This window comes from Pseudomonas guariconensis (assembly GCF_024127895.1).
GTDB lineage: Bacteria > Pseudomonadota > Gammaproteobacteria > Pseudomonadales > Pseudomonadaceae > Aquipseudomonas > Aquipseudomonas guariconensis_B.
Genome location: NZ_JAMYBK010000024.1, coordinates 43,628 through 62,132 on the forward strand (window position 1 = coordinate 43,628; position 18,505 = coordinate 62,132).

Below are 18,505 nucleotides of genomic sequence, written 5' to 3' on the forward strand. Positions count from 1 at the left end.
TTCCTTAACGGGTGATCGGAGTCAAACGCAGCAAGTGTATCCGCCGGCTGTCGGCGTTGAGAATACGGAACTTGTACGAACCGATCTCGGTGGTCTCGTTGCGCTTGGGCAGGTGGCCGAAGGCGCTCATCACCAGGCCGCCGACCGTGTCGAACTCGTCGTCGGAGAACTCGCTGTCGAAGAACTCGTTGAAGTTCTCGATCGGGGTCAGGGCCTTGACCAGGAAATCACCGCTGGGCAGTGGCTTGATGTAGCTGTCTTCCTCGACGTCGTGCTCGTCCTCGATGTCGCCGACGATCTGCTCCAGCACGTCCTCGATGGTCACCAGGCCCGCCACGCCGCCGTATTCGTCGATGACCACGGCCATGTGGTTGTGGTTGGCGCGAAACTCGCGCAGCAGCACGTTCAGGCGCTTGGACTCGGGCACGAAGGTGGCCGGGCGGAGCAGGTCCTTGATGTTGAAGCTGTCGCCGTTCTCCTTGAGGATCAGCGGCAACAGGTCCTTGGCCAGGAGGATCCCGAGCACATCGTCGTGGCTCTCGCCGATCACCGGGTAGCGCGAGTGCGCGGCGTCGATCACCGCCGGCAGGAATTCGCGTGGCGATTGGCTGGCCTTGATGCTGATCATTTGCGAGCGCGGCACCATGATGTCGCGCACCTGCAGGTCGGCGACCTGGATGGCGCCTTCGACGATGGTCAGCGCCTCGCTGTCGAGCAGCTTGTTCTGATGGGCTTCGCGCAGCAGCTCGAGGAGCTCCTGGCGGTTCTTCGGCTCATGGGCAAAAGCCTGGGTCAGTTTACCCAGCCAGGACTTCTGCCCGTTGCTCGATCGGTCTTCGCTCATGGCGGTTACTCGTGATCCTTGCAGATATCGGTAGGAGTGACTTCGTCATCGGCGTACGGGTCCGGGTGACCCAGTTCCGCCAGCAATGTTCGTTCCAGCGCTTCCATTTCCTCGGCCTCGTCGTCCTCGATGTGGTCGTAGCCGAGCAGGTGCAGGCAACCGTGGATGACCAGGTGCGCCCAGTGCGCCTCGAGGGCCTTGCCCTGTTCGGCAGCCTCGCGTTCGACCACCGGTACGCAGATGACCAGGTCACCCAGCAGGGGAATGTCGAGCAGCTCGTCGGGGACGTCGGCGGGGAACGACAGCACGTTGGTCGCGTAGTCCTTGTGCCGGTAGGTGTGGTTCAGCTCGCGGCCCTCGGCCTCGTCGACCAGGCGGATGGTCATTTCCGAGTCGGCGCTGCGCTGGCGCAGCGCCAGCTCGCACCAGCGACGGAAAGCGGCGTCATCGGGGGCAGCGGCGTCCGTGGCCCGTTGCAGGTCGAGTTCAAGCATCGCTGGCGGGTGCCTCGGGCTTGGCCTGGCGGGCGTCGAAGCGGTCGTAGGCCTCGACGATGCGTTGCACCAGCGGGTGACGGACCACGTCCTTGGGCTGGAAGTGGGTGAAGCTGATGCCCGGTACGTCCTTGAGCACCTCGATCACATGGGCCAGGCCCGACTTGGTGCCGCGCGGCAGGTCGACCTGGGTGATGTCGCCGGTGATCACCGCGGTCGAGCCGAAGCCGATGCGGGTGAGGAACATCTTCATCTGCTCGAGCGTGGTGTTCTGGCTCTCGTCGAGGATGATGAAGCTGTTGTTCAGGGTGCGGCCGCGCATGTAGGCCAGCGGGGCGATCTCGATCACCTGGCGCTCGATCAGCTTGGCCACGTGCTCGAAGCCGAGCATCTCGTAGAGCGCGTCGTAGAGCGGACGCAGGTACGGGTCGATCTTCTGGGCCAGGTCGCCGGGCAGGAAGCCCAGCTTCTCGCCGGCCTCGACCGCCGGGCGCACCAGCAGGATACGCCGTACCTGTTCGCGCTCCAGGGCATCGACGGCGCAAGCCACGGCCAGGTAGGTCTTGCCGGTACCGGCCGGGCCGATGCCGAAGTTGATGTCGTTGGCCAGGATTTCCTTGACGTAGCGTTGCTGGTTGACGCCGCGCGGGCGGATGTTGCCCTTGCGCGTGCGCAGCGACACGCTGACTTCGTTGACGGCCGGGTTGTCGATGTTTTCCACGGTCGATTCCTGCAGGTACAGGTGGACCGTTTCCGGCGACAGCTCGCTGCCCTTGGTCTCGCGGTAGAGACGGCGCAGCAGTTGTTCCGCGGCAGAGGTGGTCTTGGGGTCGCCGATCAGTTCGAATTGGTTGCCGCGGTTGCGGATCTCGATGGCCAGGCGTTGTTCGATCAGGCGCAGGTGCTCGTCGAACTGGCCGCACAGGTTGGCGAAACGGTGGGCCTCGAAGGGTTCGAGGATGAAGCGATGGGGTTGTATGGGTGCGTTCAAGGTCGTTTTTAGCCGCTCGACGGCAATGGATGTGAACTCAAGAATAACCCTTGAATGCCAGTGGCGAAAGCACTGAAACGATCAAGGGTCGTTGCTGGGGGCATGGCCCGGGGGCGCTTCGTGGCCCATCGCCAGCAAGCCGGCTTACCATTGAGACCGAGCCGCTCTCGAGATCGGCGCAGAACCCTGTGGGAGCCGGCTTGTCGGCGATGGGCTGCAAAGCAACCCCCCAGGCGCGAATCAATGAATCAGCGCCCCGATCAGCGAGTGCGGGCGGGCTTCCTCGATGCGCACGTCCACCAGTTGGCCGATCAGCAGGGGATTATCGCTGCGGAAGTTGACGATTCGGTTGTTCTCGGTGCGCCCCTGCAACTGCCCCGGGTCGCGCTTGGAGAAGTCAGTGACCAGGATGCGCTGGACACTGCCCACCATGCGCCGGCTGATCTCGAAGCCCTGCTGGTCGATGCGGTGCTGCAGCAACTGCAGGCGCTGCTTCTTCAGCTCTTCCGGCGTGTCGTCCGGCAGGTCGGCGGCCGGTGTGCCTGGGCGCGGGCTGTAGACGAAGGAGTAGGAGAAGTCGAAACCGACCTCGGCGACCAGCTTCATGGTCTGCTCGAAGTCCTTTTCGGTCTCGCCGGGGAAGCCGACGATGAAGTCGGAGCTGATGCAGATGTCCGGTACCGCGGCCTTGAGCTTGCGCAGCTTGGACTTGTACTCGAGGATCGTGTGGTTGCGCTTCATGGCTGCCAGCACCCGATCGGAGCCGGCCTGCACCGGCAGGTGCAGGTGCTTGACCAACTGCGGCACTTCGGCGTGCGCCTGGATCAGGCTGTCGGAGAATTCCAGCGGGTGCGAGGTGGTGTAGCGGATCCGCTCGATGCCATCGACCGCCGCCACCGTGCGGATCAGCTCGGCGAGGTCGGCCAGGCGGCCGTCGTGGGTCTGGCCGCGGTAGCCGTTGACGTTCTGTCCCAGCAGGGTGATCTCGCGCACGCCGTTCTCGGCCAGGTGGATGACTTCGGCCAGTACGTCGTCGAACGGCCGGCTGACCTCGGTGCCACGGGTGTAGGGCACCACGCAGAAGGTGCAGTACTTGCTGCAGCCTTCCATGACCGAGACGAAGGCGGTCGGGCCGTCGATGCGCGGCTCGGGCAGGTGGTCGAACTTCTCGATCTCCGGGAACGACACGTCGACCTGCGGCTGGCGGGTGCTGCGCGCGGCGTCGATCATTTCCGGCAAGCGGTGCAGGGTCTGCGGGCCGAAGACCACGTCGACATAGGGCGCGCGCTTGCGGATCGCCTCGCCCTCCTGGCTGGCCACGCAACCGCCGACGGCGATGACCATCTCCGGGTTGCGGTCCTTCAGCTCGCGCCAGCGGCCCAGCTTGGAATACACCCGGTCCTGGGCGCGCTCGCGGATCGAGCAGGTGTTGAGCAGGATGACATCGGCATCCTCGGCGTGCTCGGTGACCTCAAGGGCCTGGTGTTCGCCCAGCAGGTCGACCATGCGCGAGCTGTCGTACTCGTTCATCTGGCAACCGTGGGTTTCTATGTAGAGCTTCCGGGTCATGGCGAATCATCTGCTGCTGGTGCTGTGGACCGCGCATTATAAAGGTGGATCCCTGCACTTCCTAGGGTCGGCGGTCTGCTATGATGCGGCCCTTTTTATCCAACCATGTCAATCCGTCGATCATGAGCAAACGCGAACCTGCTATCTACAAAGTGATCTTCCTGAATCAGGGCCAGGTGTTCGAGATGTACGCCAAGCAGATCTACCAGAGCGACCTGTGGGGTTTTCTCGAGATCGAGGAGTTCGTCTTCGGCGAACGCACCCAAGTGGTGGTCGACCCCAGCGAGGAAAAGCTCAAGGCCCAGTTCGAGGGCGTGATCCGCAGCTTCGTGCCGATGCATTCGATCGTGCGCATCGACGAGGTGGAGCGTCTGGGTACGGCGAAAATCAGCGAGGCCAAGGGCGGCGGCAACGTGATGCCGTTCCCCATGCCGATGCCGGAGAAGTGAGGCGGCCCCTCAGGGCAGGGGGGAGAAGGGCGTGCGGCCTTCGGCGTTCTGCAGTTCGAGCAGGTAGCGACGGAAGATCTGGCCGAGTACCTGGGTGGCGTGCTCCAGTTCGTCGCGGGGCATCTGCTCGGTGACTTCGTCGGCCAGGTCCAGGGCCTCCTCGTCGCCATTGACCGCCGCCATCTTCAGCAGGATATAGGCCTGGACATTGTTGGCGGGGACCCCTTCGCCACGGAAGAACATGGCGCCCAGGCGGTACTGGGCCTGGGCATGGCCTTGCAGCGAGGCTTTCTCGAACCAGTTGAGCGCCTTGTTCAGGTCCCGGGGCGCCTGGGTGCTGTAGTAGAACTCGCCCAGTTCGTATTGCGCCTGGGCATCCCCCGTCTCCGCCGTCTGCTCGCAGGCCTTCAGGGCGTTCTCCAGGTCCTCTGGCTGGGTATTGAGGGTGCAGCGCCCCGTTGCTGGAATGAGCAACGAGTTGCCGCCCTCCGCCAGGGCCAGCAGGGGTTGGAGAAGCAGCAGGCAGCCCAGGGTCAGGGCGCGGCCGGTGCGGTTCATGGGGATCGACTTACCTCTGCAAAGCTGCGGCCAATGTCTCTGGTGGCACATTATGGGATAAGCAGCGCCAACCTTACAAAGTTTTACTCGATTTTCTACACAGGGTGCGTCGCTGTGGCGCAAACCTCGACAGTGTGACGGTGTTCACATTGTCTGTAGGAGCGGGCAATCCGCTCCTACAGATGCTCATACACCTTATTTCAAGGCAGCGAAGGCGCGCTCGGCGGCGTCCAGGGTGATCTTCAGCTCGGCCTCGCCGTGGGCGATGGAGGTGAAGCCGGCCTCGAACGCGCTCGGGGCCAGGTACACGCCACCGTCGAGCATCAGGTGGAAGAAGCGCTTGAAGCGTTCCACGTCGCTGGCCATCACATCGTCGAAGGTGACGATGTCGTCGGCGCCGCTGAAGTACAGGCCGAACATGGCGCCGGCCTGGGTGGTGACGAACGGGATACCGGCAGCATCGGCACGTTGCTGCAGGCCGTCGAGCATGCGGCTAGTGAAGGCGCTCAGCTCATCGTGGAAGCCCGGGCGGCTGATCAGCTTGAGGGTGGTCAGGCCAGCGGCCATGGCCAGCGGGTTGCCCGACAGCGTGCCGGCCTGGTAGACCGGGCCGAGCGGGGCGATGCATTCCATGATTTCGCGCTTGCCACCGAAGCAGCCGACCGGCATGCCGCCACCGACGATCTTGCCGAAGGTCGACAGGTCTGGCTTGATGCCGTAATGGCCCTGGGCACCGCAGAGGGATACGCGAAAGCCAGTCATCACTTCGTCGAAGATCAGCACCACGCCGTGCTTGTCGCACTGCTCGCGCAGGCCTTCGAGGAAGCCTGGGGCCGGTGGTACGCAGTTCATGTTGCCAGCCACCGGCTCGACGATGATGCAGGCGACGGTCTGGCCGACCTCGGCGAGGGTCTTCTCGACCGCGGTGATGTCGTTGAACGGCAGGGTCAGGGTGTGCTTGGCGAAGTCAGCCGGCACGCCGGCCGAGCTCGGTACGCCCTGGGTCAGCAGGCCAGAGCCGGCCTTGACCAGCAGGCTGTCGGAGTGGCCGTGGTAGCAGCCTTCGAACTTGATGATCGCGTCGCGGCCGGTGTAGCCGCGAGCCAGGCGGATGGCGCTCATGGTCGCCTCGGTGCCGGAGCTGACCATGCGCACCATCTCCATGGACGGCACGATCGAGCAGACCAGGTCGGCCATCTCGGTTTCCATGGCGGTCGGTGCGCCGTACGACAGGCCGTGCTCCAGTTGCTTGCGCACCGAGTCCAGCACGTCCGGGTGGCTGTGGCCGAGGATCATCGGGCCCCAGGAGCCGACGTAGTCGACGTAGCGCTTGTCGTCTTCGTCGATGACGTAGGCACCCTCGGCGTGCTTGAAGAACAACGGCGTGCCGCCGACGCTGCGGAAGGCGCGGACCGGCGAGTTCACGCCGCCTGGGATGTGCTTCTGGGCTTGGGCGAACAGGGATTCGGAACGGGACATGGGGTTTTCTCTCGAATCAGGAAGCGAACAGGGCGTTGAAGGCGCGGGCGCGGCGGGTGACTTCCTGCGCGCTGTCGGCACCGAACAGGCCATGGATCACCGCCAGCAGGTCGGCACCTTGGGCGACCAGCGGGGCGGCATTGTCGAGGGTGATGCCGCCGATCACGGCGATCGGCAGCTTAACGCGGGCGCGGGCCTGGCCCAGCAGGTCGAGGCTGGCGGCCGGTGCGCCGGGCTTGGTCACGGAATTGAAGAAGCGGCCGAAGGCCACGTAGCTGGCGCCCTCGGCGGCGGCCTGCTCGGCCAGCTCGAGCTGGGCGTGGCAGGTGGAGCCGATGATCGCGTGGTGTCCGAGCAGCGCACGGGCTGGGGTCAGCGGGCCGTCGGTCTGGCCCAGGTGCACGCCGACGCCCAGGCGTGCGGCCAGTTCGGCGTCGTCATTGATGATCAGGGCGGTGCCGTAGCGCTCGCAGAGCTTCAGCAGCGCCTCAGCCTCGCGCAGGCGGCGCGCCGCATCGTCGCTCTTGTCGCGGTACTGCAACAGGCATACGCCGCCTTCCAGGGCGGCCTCGACATGGGACAGGAAGCGACCGGCGAGTAACTGGCTGTCGGTGATCGCGTACAAACCGCGTAACTTCATCTGAAAGCCTCGCATGCAGGGATCAGGAGCAGAAGTCCAGGGGCAGCCGGCGCGGCACGAACTGGCCCTTGCCCAGCTGCTCGGCGTCGCGCAGGGTGCGCCAGGTGTAGTCCAGGGCGCTGCGCACGGCGCTTTGCAACTGCTCGCCGAGCGCCAGGCGGCCGGCCAGGGCGCTGGCCAGGGTGCAGCCCGAGCCGTGGTAGCTGCCCGGCAGGCGCTGGCAGGTCCAGGTGTCGCGCCGGCCGTCACGGGTATAGAGGCGATTGTGGATTTCCTCTTCTTCGCCGTGACCGCCGGTAATCAACAGATGCCTGCAGAACGGCAGAAGTTTCTCCGCACATTCGTCGGCCGTGCCTTCGGGCAGCTCGGCGAGGATGCGCGCCTCCGGCAGGTTCGGTGTGGCGATGGTGGCCAGCGGCAGCAGACGTTCACGCAGGGCATAGCCGACCTCGTCCTTGCCCAGGCGGCCACCGCCGCCGGCACGCAGGACCGGATCGCAGACCAACGGCAGGTGCGGGTGGGCAGCCAGCAGCTCGGCGACGGTATCGACCATCTCGGTCGAGCCGAGCATGCCGAGCTTGACCGCTGCCACGTTGGAGTCGGCCAGCACGGCATTGGCCTGGGCCAGCACCCACTCGCGGTCGAGCACGCGGAAGTCGGAAACATTGACGGTATCCTGGACGGTCAGGGCGGTCACCGCGGGTGCGGCGTGACAGCCTTGGGCGATCAGGGCTTCGATATCTGCCTGCAGGCCGGCACCGCCACTGGGGTCGTGGCCGGAGAGACAGAGGACAACGGGGCGGGAGCTGTAGGTATTCATGGTCGGCGAGCTTACCACCAAACCTGTTTGGGCGGATTGCCTGGCGAGTGGGGTCGGCTGATCGATCGGTCCGCTTTCGTCTTTGTGTGCCTCTGTAAGCATTGATTTAGACGGCTTCTTCTAAATTTTCAGATGGCTGCTGGCCATGTCGAAAAGCTATGCTAGAGTGCTCGGATAACTCGATGAACGGGCTTTGTCGGAACTCGTCGTCTCAAAGGGATGGGAGGCCACCGCGACGCGACCGGACACGCCATGCTGGGGCTGTATGCGCTATTTGCTGATTGTGCTTCTGGGCTGCTTGCCTGTGTTCGCCGGGGCGGTCGATTTCGACAATGCCACCCGGCACCTTCCATTGGGCAAGGCCATGCAGGTCTACGAAGACCGCGACGCCAGCGCCAGCATCGCCCAGGTCAGCTCGCCAGCCTTCGCCAGCCGCTTCCGCCTGCACCATGAGGAGGTGCTCAACGCCGGGTATTCGACCTCGGTGTTCTGGTTGAAGATCGACCTGCGCAACGTCGCGCCGCCCACTGCCGCGCCGCGCCAGTGGCTGCTCGAGCTGGCCTATCCGCCGCTGGATCACGTGGAGCTGTACCTGCCGGACGGCCAAGGTGGCTACCACTTGGCGCAGCGCACCGGCGACGCCTTGCCCTACGCCAGCCGGCAGATCCGCCAGAACAACTACCTGTTCGAGCTGCCCTTGCCCCCAGGCCAGGCGACCACCGCCTACCTGCGCCTGCAAAGCCAGGGATCGATCCAGGCTCCAGTGGCACTCTGGTCGGCCGAGGCCTACCTGGAGGACCAGCCCGCCCGCCTGTACGTGCTGGGCATGATCTACGGCGTGCTGCTGGTGATGCTGGTGTACAACCTGTTCATCTATGTCAGCGTGCGCGATGTCAGTTACCTCTACTACATCCTCTACATCGCCTCGTTCGGGCTTTACCAGGTCTCGGTCAATGGTGCCGGCGTCGCCTACTTCTGGCCGGACAGCCCCTGGTGGGCCAATGCCGCGACGCCGCTGTTCATCGGTGCCGCTGGCCTGTTCGGCTGCCAGTTCGCCCGGCATTTCCTGCAGATGGGCACGCTCAGCCGCGGCTTCGATCGCCTGCTGCAGGGGCTGATGGCCGGTGGCGCGCTGGTCATGCTGCTGGCGGTGAGCATGCGCTACGGCATCGCCCTGCGCATGGCCACGGTGCTGGCCCTGCTGTTCACCATCAGCATCTTCAGTGCCGGGCTCTACGCATGGTGGCGTGGTCTGCGGGTGGCGCGCTGGTTCATCATCGCCTGGACCGCGTTCCTGCTGGGCGGCCTGGTCAACACCCTGATGGTGCTCGGCTACCTGCCGAATGTGTTCCTGACCATGTATGCCAGCCAGATCGGCTCCGCGCTGGAGGTGGCGCTGTTGTCGCTGGCCCTGGCCGACCGTATCAACAGCCTGCGCGAGGAGCAGGCCCAGACCCTGCGTGACACCGGCCGTGCCCTGGAGCAGCTCAACCAGCAGCTGGCCCGCAGCAACCAGCTCAAGGACGAATTCCTCGCCACCGTGACCCACGAGCTGCGCACGCCGATGAATGGCGTGATCGGCTCGCTGGAGCTGATGCACACCCTGCCGATGAGTGCCGAGCAGGCTCAGTACCATCGTACGGCCAGCGGTTCGGCCCAGGACATGATGGCCATGGTCGACGACATCCTCATCCTCACCGAGCTGCAGGCTGGCCGCCTGCGTGCCCAGGCGGCGCCGTTCAGCCTGCGCCGGCAGCTTCAGGAGCTGCGTGCGGGCTTCGCCGGGCGGGCCCTGGGCAAAGGGCTGTACCTGAGCCTGGATATTCCGGCCGACCTGCCGGACGAACTGATCGGGGATGCGCAGAAGCTGCTGCGCTGCCTGGCCTGCCTGGTGGACAACGGCCTGAAGTTCACCCACCAGGGCGGTGTCACGGTCCAGGTCCGTGGTCGGCGCCTGGGGCCGGACAGCCTGGCCCTGACCTTCACCGTCAGTGACAGCGGCATCGGCTTCGACGACCTGGACCAGGCGACCCTCTACCAGCGTTTCTTCCAGGTCGATGGTTCCATGAGCCGCCGTTACGGGGGGCTGGGCATCGGGCTGTCGATCTGCCGGCAACTGGGGGAACTGATCGGCGCCCGGCTGTCCCATGAGTCGACCCCCGGCCTGGGCAGCCGTTTCGACCTGACCCTGACCCTTGCCGTGGCCCAGGTACAGTTGCCGCCCAGCCGGGCTGCGTCGGGGATGAAGCGTTTCTAGCGTCCTATCGCCCTCGGCCGGCAAATGACCCCCAGTTAGTCATTTATGTCACTTTGACTGGCCGGGCAGGGATGCTTCACTGGGGTTTCCAGGCATGACCGGATCCAGGAGCCCACGATGAACCTGCACCAGTTCGCTGAAACCCACGAAGTCACCAACCAGCCGCCTGCCCTCGATGGCGCCAACCTGTACCGCCTCGACCAGCCGCTGCAGGAGTGGTCACGGCGCTTCGGGGCCGGCTGGGCCGAGTCGCGGATCGACGCTTACGGTGCCCTGGCCGGCGGCCCCTTGATGGCGGCGGGCTTCCTGGCCAATGCGCACAAGCCTGAGTTCAGCAGCCATGACCGCTATGGCCACCGTATCGACCTGGTGGAGTTCCACCCGGCCTACCATGAACTGATGCGCACGGCGGTCGAGCACGGCCTGCCGTCGTTGCCCTGGGCCGAGCCGCGACCAGGCGCCCACGTGGCACGGGCTTCGATGACCTACCTGCACAGCCAGGCCGAGGCCGGCACCGGCTGCCCGCTGACCATGACCTTCGCTGCGGTGCCGGCCCTGCGGCTGCAACCGGAGCTGGCCGAGTACTGGCTGCCCAAGGTGCTGGCCCGCGAATACGACCCGCGCAATGTCGGCGACCGACACAAGGCCGGCGTGACCCTCGGCATGGCCATGACCGAGAAGCAAGGCGGCACCGATGTGCGTGCCAACACCACCCGCGCCTATCCGGTCGGCACCCCAGGGCCCGGCCAGGCCTATGAACTGGTCGGTCACAAGTGGTTCTGCTCGGCGCCGATGTGCGACGCCTTCCTCACCCTGGCCCAGACCGACAAGGGCCTGAGCTGCTTCCTGCTGCCACGCCATCGCCCCGACGACAGCCGCAACCAGTTCTACATCCAGCGCCTGAAGAACAAGCTCGGCAACTGCTCCAATGCGTCCAGCGAGGTGGAGTTCCGCGGTGCCTTGGCCTGGATGGTCGGCGAGGAAGGGCGGGGCGTGCCGACCATCATCGAGATGGTGGCCATGACCCGCTTCGACTGCATGGTCGGCTCCAGCGCCCTGATGCGCCAGGCCCTGACCCAGGCCGCGCACCATTGCGCCCACCGCAAGGTCGGCGGCCGTGTGCTGGCCGAGCAGCCGCTGATGCAGAACGTGATCGCCGACCTGGCCCTGGAAAGCGAGGCGGCGCTGGCCTTGAGCCTGCGCATGGGCCAGGCCCTGGACCAGCTGGACGATCCGCAGCAGGCGCACTTCGCCCGCCTGGTGACGGCCGTGGGCAAGTACTGGATCTGCAAGCGTGCCCCGGGGATGATCAACGAGGCCGCCGAATGCCTGGGCGGTGCCGGTTACGTCGAGGAGAGCATCCTGCCGCGGTTGTATCGCGAGGCGCCGGTGAACTCCACCTGGGAAGGCTCGGGCAACGTGCAATGCCTGGACGTGCTGCGCGCCTTGTCCAAGGAGCCTGGCGTGCTCGACGCCTTGTTCGCCGAGCTTGGCGACGGCCATGGCGACCCGCGCCTGGCGGCGCATATCGGCAACCTCAAGGGCGCCTTCGCCGACACCGGTGATATCCAATACCGCGCCCGCCAGCTGACCGAGGACATTGCCCTGGCCCTGCAGGCCAAGCTGTTGCTGGAGGCGGGCAACGCGGTGGTCAGCGATGCCTTCATCGGTAGCCGTCTGGCGGGGGGCGGCAGGGTCTATGGCGCGCTGCCGCGAGGTGTCGACGTCGAGGCGCTGGTGGCCCGGGCGACGCCTGCCTGGCCGCTCTGAGACGCCCCGTCGCGGGCAGGCTAGCTCCCCCGCGAAGAGGGCAACGCCGCTCCATGGGGATGTATTTGCCTTCGAACGCAGGCAAGATGGAGCCATGCATGCCCAGAAGACAGGAAGCCCAGCGTGAGCCAAGCGTTTGTAGTCGTTGATACCCCTGAACAGGCCGTCGACCGTCTGGCGGCCTTGCATGAACAGGCTACCGGGGCCCTCAGCCAGGCCCTCAAGCGCTACCTGAAGGACCGCACCGAGCCGGACGACGACCAGCGCGCGCTGTTTCGCTACCCGGCCCTGCGCCTGACCTACTACAGCCAGGGCGAGGTCGCCGCCACCACCCGGGCCTATGCCAAGGTCCAGGTGGCCGGCACCTACAGCGTCACCATCACCCAGCCGGCGGCCTTCCGTGGCTATCTGCTGGAGCAACTGCGGCCGCTGATGCACGACTACACCGTGACCCTCGAAGTCGGTGTCAGCGAGCAGAACATCCCTTACCCCTACGTGGTCGACCAGGGCGACGAGCTGGCCGGCAGCGGCATCACCGCCGCGGAGCTGGCGCGGGTCTTCCCCAGCACCGACCTGTCGGCGGCCACCGACAACATCGCCGATGGCCTGTACGACTGGGGCAGCGCCGAAACCCTGCCGCTGGCGCTGTTCGACGCCGCCCGCGTAGACTTCTCCCTGCGTCGCCTGGTGCACTACACCGGCAGCGACTGGCGCCATGTGCAGCCCTGGATCCTGCTGACCAACTACCACCGCTACGTCGACCAGTTCATCGGCCATGGCCTGGAGCAACTGCGCGACGATCCGCGCTTCGTGCGCATGGTGCTGCCGGGCAACGTGGTGATCGAGAAGGGCATGGACGATGGCGAGACCCAGGCCCTGGTGGCCAGCGTGGTCTGGCACCGCTACCAGATGCCGGCCTACCACCTGATCGCCGCGGACGGCGATGGGGTTACCCTGGTCAACATCGGGGTCGGCCCGTCCAACGCCAAGAACATCACCGACCACTTGGCCGTGCTGCGCCCGCACTGCTGGCTGATGATCGGCCACTGCGGCGGCCTGCGCCAGTCGCAGACCATCGGCGACTACGTGCTGGCCCACGCCTACATGCGCCGTGATGGCATCCTCGACCGGGTGGTGCCGCCGAACATCCCCATCCCGGCGCTGGCCGAAGTGCAGCTGGCGCTGCAGGAGGCGGCGGCGCAGGTCACCGGCGAACGCGGCGAGCAATTGAAGAAGCGCCTGCGCACCGGCACCGTGCTGACCTACGACGACCGCAACTGGGAACTGCGCTGGGCCCAGGAGCGGCCGCTGATCAACCTGTCCCGTGCCGTGGCGGTGGACATGGAAAGCGGCACCATCGCTGCCCAGGGTTATCGCCTGCGTGTGCCGTATGGCACCTTGCTGTGCGTCTCGGACAAGCCGTTGCACAGCGAGATCAAGCTGCCCGGTTCGGCCAATGCCTTCTACAACCGCGCCGTCAGCCAGCACCTGAAGATTGGCATCGCCGCCCTCGACCTGCTGCGTACCGAGCTCAATTCGCTGCACTCGCGTAAACTGCGCAGCTTCGACGAGCCGCCGTTCCGCTGAGGATCCATGTCCCTGCCACCCCGTTCCAAGCCACGCCGCCCCCCGGTGCGGCCTGCCGGTCCAAGGCGCCAACCCAAGGCGCCACCGGCCGAGCCCCGCCTGATCCTGTTCAACAAGCCGTTCGACGTGCTGACCCAGTTCAGCGACGGCGAAGGGCGCGCCACGCTCAAGGACTACATCGATATCCCGGGTGTCTACCCGGCCGGGCGCCTGGATCGCGACAGCGAAGGCCTGTTGCTGCTGACCAATGACGGCCGCCTGCAGGCGCGCATCGCCGACCCGAAGCACAAACTGGCGAAAACCTACTGGGTACAGGTGGAAGGCGAGCCTAGCGAAGAGCAGCTACAGCGCCTGCGTGACGGTGTCGAACTCAATGACGGGCCGACCCTGCCAGCCGAGGCGCGTCGCCTGGACGAGCCTGACTTGTGGCCGCGCAACCCGCCGGTGCGGTTTCGCAAGAGCGTGCCGACCCATTGGCTGGAACTGGTGATCCGTGAGGGGCGTAACCGCCAGGTGCGGCGCATGACGGCGGCGGTAGGGTTGCCCACCTTGCGCCTGGTGCGGGTGCGGATTGGCGACTGGACGATCGAGGGGCTGGAGCAGGGCTGCTGGCGCGAAGTCTCGCCGAAGGTTTGAGACGGAGGTAAGCCCCAAAGCACCGCTTGATGTGCATCGGCGCAAAGCCGCTAGACCCCTTCCAGGAACCCCACCACCACGCTCTTGATGATGAAGGCGAGCACGCCCAGGCCCAGGACGAAGAACAGGATCAGGGTGCCGAAACGGCCCGCCTTGGACTTCTTCGCCAGGTCCCAGACGATGAAGCCCATGAAGCCGATCAACACGGTGACGAGGACGATCATCATCCATTCTTCGAATACTGCAGGATCCATCGGTGTTCTCCAGGCAGGCTGAGCGCCCGATCATACACCGGGCGCCGGGGCGGTCAACGCAGGTGGGTCAGGGGCAGCTCGGTGCTGGCCAGGACTTGGTTGAGGACGAAGCTCGAGCGCACGCTGGTGACGCCCTCGATGCGGGTCAGGCTGCCTAGCAGCAGTTTCTGGTAGTGGTCCATGTCCGGCACCACCACCTTGAGCTGGTAGTCGGCATCCATACCGGTGACCAGGCTGCACTCCAGAACCTGGGGCAGGCTGCGGATGGCCGCCTCGAAAGCCTCGAAGCGCTCGGGAGTGTGTCGGTCCATGCCGATCAGCACGTAGGCCGTGAGGCTCAGGCCGAGTTTCTTGCGATCCAGCAGCGCCACCTGGCGCGAGATGTAGCCGTCGTCTTCCAGTTGCTTGACCCGCCGCGAGCAAGGGGAGGGGGACAGGCCGATGCGTTCGGCCAGTTCCTGGTTGGAGATACGCGCATCGCGCTGCAATTCGGCGAGGATGCTCAGGTCATAGCGGTCGAGCTTGCTCATGGAGGGGACCTTTTCTGTTCGGATTGCTGAGGATTATCGATCCAGGGTGAAAAATTGCGCAAGTGCTATTTATCAGAGCAATATTCGCAATCCTCTGCTGCGGTGCTTCCCGTATCTTTATCCACAGAATCACTGCCCGGACTTCAGTCCACGGCGACAGGCCCCAGGAGGGCCGTCGCGGCCAGGCCATCCAACAGGACCCGCCAGGCCCCCGGGCTACGCACCGTCCAGAAGACGGCGTGAGGTGAGCCGGCGCCACAAGTGCCGAGCACGGACGACAATTCCCAGAGGGAGGCCAATGGCCTCCCTTTTTTCATGGGCGCGAGCTTGGCGTCATAGGCTGCACGATTGCATCAAACTGGATCGGCATGCACCAACACATCCGCCCTCGGATAACGCTGGCGGATCGCTTGCGACGCCTGCTCGCACAGCTCATGGGCCTCATGCAGCGGCAACTCGCCAGGCAGCTCCAGGTGCAATTGGACGAACCAGTGGCTACCCGACACCCGCGTGCGCAAGTCGTGGGCGCCCCTGACCCCGGGGATGGCGCATGCCAGCTCGAGCATGCGCTCGCCGATGTCGGCCGGCAGCTCCTTGTCCATCAGGATCGCTGTGCTCTCGCGGGCGATCTGGGTGGCGCTCCAGAGGATGTAGAAGGCAATCCCCAGGCCGAACACGGCATCCAGCTGCGGCCAGCCGAAGCGAGCCAGCAGCAGGGCCAGCAGGATGCTGCCGTTGAGCAGCAGGTCGGAGCGGTAGTGCAGCGAGTCGGCGCGCACCGCTGTGGAACCGGTGGCGCGGATGACCTTGCGCTGGAAGGCCAGCAGGGCCAGGGTCAGGACCAGCGAGAGTAACATCACGCCGATGCCGGTGGCTGTGTCGCCCAACGGCTGCGGCGACTGCAGGCGCTCGACCGCCTGCACCCCGACCAGCACCGCGCTGACCCCGACGAACAGCGCCTGCGCCATGCCGGCCAGGGCCTCGGCCTTGCCATGGCCGAAGCGGTGGTCGTCGTCCGCCGGGCGCAAGGCATAGTGTACGGCGAGCAGGTTGAGGAAGGAGGCCACGGCGTCCAGCGCCGAGTCGGTCAGGCCCGCCAGCAGGCTGACCGAGCCGCTCAGCCACCAGGCCACTGCCTTGCTCAGCACCAGGATGCCGGCCACCGCGAGCGAAGCACGGGTGGCCAGGCGCAGCAGGTGTCGATGTTCGGCGGGTTGGGTCATGCCGCGGGTGTCGTCCTTGTCAGGCGGCCGGTACCAGGCCGTAGGCGGCCAGTTGCTCGACGCTGCCGCGGTGCTGGATCAGCCGCGGGTCGTTCAGCGGCAGGCGCTGGCCCAGTTCGCTTTCGAGAATAGCCTGCAGCCTGGTGTTGTCGACCCGGCCGTCGGCGTCGATGGCGGGCTTGAGCTTGGCAGGGTCGACTTGGGCGGTGTGGCCCCCTGGGTAGTAGATGGCGCCCGTGGCGAAGTCGATGCCGAAGGCGATCAGGCCGGGAATGACATAGAAAAGAATACCGATGGCGTCCATGGCGGCGACAACAGGGTCGATCTTGCCTTCGATCTGACCGCGACGGTCTGGGTAGAACAAGGTGCCGCAGGCCGTCAGCTGGATCAGCAAGGTGGCGATGAGTGCGCCACCGATGACGCGGGAATGGATGCGCATTTGAATCTCCGAAAAGTAACCACGAAGGGGCAGGCCAAAACGCCTGCGCCTGCTACTAAGACCATGGCAGGGCAGGCCCGGTTCGCCGTTATACGCGGGCGATGGTTCCAGGGCCATCATGATTTCATTACCAATCGATGCCGTTCTGCCTGCCCTTGGCGGCTCTCGGACACGGCGAGGCTGTGCACCTGCAAAGAGCGGAAACATCAGCCCAGCTGAGAAATCTTTTTTAGTAACGACACACGAATGGCGTTGGCATGTACTGGGGGGCAAGTGTGCGGGTAGGTCTACCTGGATATTATTTTATGATAATGAAATTGTCACCCAGTAATCGCAGGTTCTAATTGTCTGCTCATCAATGTTTAACTGGGTTTTACATTGTTTTTGTGCGGGTATTGACAAGTTGAACTTTTTCTTTGACACCGGTTTTTTGATTGCTAGTATCCCCGCAAGCGACCCGTTATTTAGTGTGCTTGAGAAGTCCGATCGCGACGGGTTTACGCTGACCTCTTGCACCTTTTACAAGTGTGCTCGGGACGCTTGGAGAAAGGGCGCGAACCCCGATGACGGGTAACAGACAGGGAGTCTCTAAGGTGATCAGGTCCCTCTGCGAACGCAGGTTCTATTGTCTCACCCCCATGCAGCATGTCGTTGCAATTCCCTTATGCAATTCAAACTCAACGCTCACTGGGCGCGTGAAATATCACGTGCCCAGTGAGCGCTCGGGTGTGGGCTAGGTCCAGCCTCTGGACTGAATCTTTTTATATAACTTTCGCTCATTCGAATGCCCAGTCGCCTTTTAAGCGGCTGCGCACGCGTTCGGGTTGCTTTGTTATGGGATTGACTAGCTGAAGCAAAGACAGGTGTGCGATGAATAATATTGTAATTGTCGACAAGGCGACGGGGGCGGCGACCGAACATGCGTTCGGTAACGTCGCCCTGAACGGAACCAGTATTGTAAAAGTGCCCATTAGCCCGAGTAGCATCCAGTCGATGCAACAGTCGGGCACGAACCTGGTCATCACGCTCAAGTCCGGTGGCACGGTCACGGTCCAGAATTTCTTTGTGGCCAGTGGCGAGGCCAACCAGTTGGTACTGGAAGAGGCCGATGGGACCCTGCTCCTGGGAAGTTACTCTTCACCGTACTCCGGTTTTACCTTTAGCGAGATCGGCGCCCTTGATGATCTGACCGCTGCCGCGACGCCGGACTGGGTGACCTGGGGGTTGAGTCTGCTGGGGGTTGGCGGCCTTGCCTCGATGTTCTTCCTCAATGGTAGCGGAAGCAGTAGCGGCAGCGGCGGCGGCGGTGATGCCAGTTCGACTACACCGGACGCGCCTACCGACCTTGCTTTCAATAGTGCCGGAACGGTACTGAGCGGCAGGGGCAAGCCGGGTTTGACTGTGACGGTCAAGGACGCGAATGGGCAAGTCATCGCCACAGGGATCGTGGGCTCGGATGGCAACTTCCACGTCAACCTGAATACCCCGCAAACCAATGGCGAAACAGTCGAAGTCACCCTCACTGACGCTGCTGGCAATGTGTCCCCTCCCAGCACGATCACCGCAGACGACACCACGGCCCCCAATGCGCCGACAGATTTAGCCGTCAGTGCCGATGGCACCACCGTCAGCGGCAAGGGCGAACCCAATACCACCGTCACCATCAAGGATGCCGATGGCAAGGTGATCGGTACCGGTACCGTAGGTCCCGATGGCACCTTCGAAGTTGTGCTGAATTCCCCTCAGGTCAACGAAGAAACCCTCACGGTGACGTTGACCGATGCTGCAGGAAATATCTCGGCCCCAGTCGAAGTAACTGCACCAGATATTGATGACACGGACGCTGACGCTGATGCTGATGCTGATGCTGATGCTGATGCTGATGCTGATGCTGATGCTGATGCTGATGCTGATGCTGATGCTGATGCTGATGCTGATGCTGATGCTGATGCTGATGCTGATGCT

Annotated in this window: 18 protein-coding genes; 6 read left to right on the top strand and 12 right to left on the bottom strand. The window is 64.6% G+C overall.

Annotated features, from left to right (window positions below; all coding sequences use genetic code 11):
- Positions 1-4: 4 nt before the first annotated feature.
- The 4 genes from NJF35_RS20330 to miaB form a co-directional block, all read right to left on the bottom strand.
- Positions 5-844, bottom strand: coding sequence for an HlyC/CorC family transporter (locus NJF35_RS20330; protein ID WP_225788684.1), 840 nt, complete (start codon positions 842-844; stop codon positions 5-7).
- Between the two features lie 5 nt (positions 845-849).
- Positions 850-1,338 (bottom strand): rRNA maturation RNase YbeY, encoded by a 489-nt coding sequence (gene ybeY / locus NJF35_RS20335; RefSeq protein ID WP_225788683.1) that lies wholly within the window; start codon positions 1,336-1,338, stop codon positions 850-852.
- Positions 1,331-2,329 (bottom strand): PhoH family protein, encoded by a 999-nt coding sequence (locus NJF35_RS20340; RefSeq protein ID WP_225788682.1) that lies wholly within the window; start codon positions 2,327-2,329, stop codon positions 1,331-1,333. The genes ybeY and NJF35_RS20340 overlap by 8 nt, the downstream gene beginning before the upstream one ends.
- A gap of 240 nt (positions 2,330-2,569) precedes the next feature.
- Complete coding sequence (miaB, locus tag NJF35_RS20345) at positions 2,570-3,898, bottom strand: tRNA (N6-isopentenyl adenosine(37)-C2)-methylthiotransferase MiaB (RefSeq protein ID WP_253091418.1); 1,329 nt, start codon at positions 3,896-3,898, stop codon at positions 2,570-2,572.
- Between the two features lie 122 nt (positions 3,899-4,020).
- Between miaB and NJF35_RS20350 the strand changes: the two genes are divergently transcribed.
- The gene (locus NJF35_RS20350) at positions 4,021-4,347 is read left to right on the top strand and encodes a DUF1820 family protein (RefSeq protein ID WP_225788680.1); all 327 of its coding nucleotides are present in this window, start codon (positions 4,021-4,023) and stop codon (positions 4,345-4,347) included.
- 9 nt (positions 4,348-4,356) lie between these two features.
- Here NJF35_RS20350 and NJF35_RS20355 read toward each other — a convergent pair whose 3' ends face one another.
- The 4 genes from NJF35_RS20355 to NJF35_RS20370 all read right to left on the bottom strand — a co-directional run bounded on the left by NJF35_RS20355 (position 4,357) and on the right by NJF35_RS20370 (position 7,844).
- Complete coding sequence (locus tag NJF35_RS20355) at positions 4,357-4,905, bottom strand: tetratricopeptide repeat protein (protein WP_225788679.1); 549 nt, start codon at positions 4,903-4,905, stop codon at positions 4,357-4,359.
- 195 nt (positions 4,906-5,100) lie between these two features.
- On the bottom strand, positions 5,101-6,384 hold the full coding sequence (gene hemL, locus NJF35_RS20360) for a glutamate-1-semialdehyde 2,1-aminomutase (protein WP_253091419.1): 1,284 nt from the start codon (positions 6,382-6,384) through the stop codon (positions 5,101-5,103).
- Positions 6,385-6,400: 16 nt separating this feature from the next.
- Complete coding sequence (gene thiE, locus NJF35_RS20365; RefSeq protein WP_225788677.1) at positions 6,401-7,024, bottom strand: thiamine phosphate synthase; 624 nt, start codon at positions 7,022-7,024, stop codon at positions 6,401-6,403.
- Between the two features lie 22 nt (positions 7,025-7,046).
- A complete protein-coding gene (locus tag NJF35_RS20370) occupies positions 7,047-7,844 on the bottom strand; it encodes a hydroxymethylpyrimidine/phosphomethylpyrimidine kinase (protein ID WP_225788676.1) in 798 nt (265 codons plus the stop codon).
- A gap of 265 nt (positions 7,845-8,109) precedes the next feature.
- Here NJF35_RS20370 and NJF35_RS20375 point away from each other — a divergent pair, with 265 nt between their 5' ends.
- The 4 genes from NJF35_RS20375 (at position 8,110) to NJF35_RS20390 (ending at position 14,094) form a co-directional block, all read left to right on the top strand.
- Positions 8,110-10,101, top strand: coding sequence for a hybrid sensor histidine kinase/response regulator (locus NJF35_RS20375; RefSeq protein WP_225788675.1), 1,992 nt, complete (start codon positions 8,110-8,112; stop codon positions 10,099-10,101).
- Between the two features lie 117 nt (positions 10,102-10,218).
- Entirely contained in the window at positions 10,219-11,871 is a 1,653-nt protein-coding gene (locus NJF35_RS20380) for an acyl-CoA dehydrogenase family protein (protein WP_225788674.1), read from the top strand.
- A 123-nt stretch (positions 11,872-11,994) separates the two neighbouring features.
- Complete coding sequence (gene amn / locus NJF35_RS20385) at positions 11,995-13,458, top strand: AMP nucleosidase (protein ID WP_225788673.1); 1,464 nt, start codon at positions 11,995-11,997, stop codon at positions 13,456-13,458.
- A 6-nt stretch (positions 13,459-13,464) separates the two neighbouring features.
- Positions 13,465-14,094 (top strand): pseudouridine synthase, encoded by a 630-nt coding sequence (locus NJF35_RS20390; protein ID WP_225788672.1) that lies wholly within the window; start codon positions 13,465-13,467, stop codon positions 14,092-14,094.
- Positions 14,095-14,144: 50 nt separating this feature from the next.
- Here the strand turns inward: NJF35_RS20390 and NJF35_RS20395 are convergent, their stop codons facing one another.
- The 4 genes from NJF35_RS20395 to NJF35_RS20410 all read right to left on the bottom strand — a co-directional run bounded on the left by NJF35_RS20395 (position 14,145) and on the right by NJF35_RS20410 (position 16,540).
- Positions 14,145-14,348, bottom strand: coding sequence for a DUF2788 domain-containing protein (locus NJF35_RS20395; protein ID WP_023378567.1), 204 nt, complete (start codon positions 14,346-14,348; stop codon positions 14,145-14,147).
- Positions 14,349-14,401: 53 nt separating this feature from the next.
- Complete coding sequence (locus tag NJF35_RS20400; RefSeq protein ID WP_194792105.1) at positions 14,402-14,878, bottom strand: Lrp/AsnC family transcriptional regulator; 477 nt, start codon at positions 14,876-14,878, stop codon at positions 14,402-14,404.
- Between the two features lie 353 nt (positions 14,879-15,231).
- A complete protein-coding gene (locus tag NJF35_RS20405; RefSeq protein WP_225788671.1) occupies positions 15,232-16,101 on the bottom strand; it encodes a cation diffusion facilitator family transporter in 870 nt (289 codons plus the stop codon).
- 19 nt (positions 16,102-16,120) lie between these two features.
- Positions 16,121-16,540 (bottom strand): polyribonucleotide nucleotidyltransferase, encoded by a 420-nt coding sequence (locus NJF35_RS20410; protein ID WP_225788670.1) that lies wholly within the window; start codon positions 16,538-16,540, stop codon positions 16,121-16,123.
- Between the two features lie 870 nt (positions 16,541-17,410).
- Between NJF35_RS20410 and NJF35_RS20415 the strand changes: the two genes are divergently transcribed.
- Positions 17,411-18,505, top strand: a 1,095-nt coding sequence (locus NJF35_RS20415) for an Ig-like domain-containing protein (protein WP_253091420.1), incomplete at its 3' end; no start/stop codon positions are given.

Bases quoted from the DNA above. Each gene is read 5' to 3' on its own strand.
- NJF35_RS20330 (WP_225788684.1), bottom strand. From the start codon at position 844: ATGAGCGAAGACCGATCGAGCAACGGGCAGAAGTCCTGGCTGGGTAAA.
- ybeY (WP_225788683.1), bottom strand. From the start codon at position 1,338: ATGCTTGAACTCGACCTGCAACGGGCCACGGACGCCGCTGCCCCCGAT.
- miaB (WP_253091418.1), bottom strand. From the start codon at position 3,898: ATGACCCGGAAGCTCTACATAGAAACCCACGGTTGCCAGATGAACGAG.
- NJF35_RS20350 (WP_225788680.1), top strand. From the start codon at position 4,021: ATGAGCAAACGCGAACCTGCTATCTACAAAGTGATCTTCCTGAATCAG.
- NJF35_RS20355 (WP_225788679.1), bottom strand. From the start codon at position 4,905: ATGAACCGCACCGGCCGCGCCCTGACCCTGGGCTGCCTGCTGCTTCTC.
- hemL (WP_253091419.1), bottom strand. From the start codon at position 6,384: ATGTCCCGTTCCGAATCCCTGTTCGCCCAAGCCCAGAAGCACATCCCA.
- thiE (WP_225788677.1), bottom strand. From the start codon at position 7,024: ATGAAGTTACGCGGTTTGTACGCGATCACCGACAGCCAGTTACTCGCC.
- NJF35_RS20370 (WP_225788676.1), bottom strand. From the start codon at position 7,844: ATGAATACCTACAGCTCCCGCCCCGTTGTCCTCTGTCTCTCCGGCCAC.
- NJF35_RS20375 (WP_225788675.1), top strand. From the start codon at position 8,110: ATGCGCTATTTGCTGATTGTGCTTCTGGGCTGCTTGCCTGTGTTCGCC.
- NJF35_RS20380 (WP_225788674.1), top strand. From the start codon at position 10,219: ATGAACCTGCACCAGTTCGCTGAAACCCACGAAGTCACCAACCAGCCG.
- NJF35_RS20390 (WP_225788672.1), top strand. From the start codon at position 13,465: ATGTCCCTGCCACCCCGTTCCAAGCCACGCCGCCCCCCGGTGCGGCCT.
- NJF35_RS20395 (WP_023378567.1), bottom strand. From the start codon at position 14,348: ATGGATCCTGCAGTATTCGAAGAATGGATGATGATCGTCCTCGTCACC.
- NJF35_RS20400 (WP_194792105.1), bottom strand. From the start codon at position 14,878: ATGAGCAAGCTCGACCGCTATGACCTGAGCATCCTCGCCGAATTGCAG.
- NJF35_RS20405 (WP_225788671.1), bottom strand. From the start codon at position 16,101: ATGACCCAACCCGCCGAACATCGACACCTGCTGCGCCTGGCCACCCGT.
- NJF35_RS20410 (WP_225788670.1), bottom strand. From the start codon at position 16,540: ATGCGCATCCATTCCCGCGTCATCGGTGGCGCACTCATCGCCACCTTG.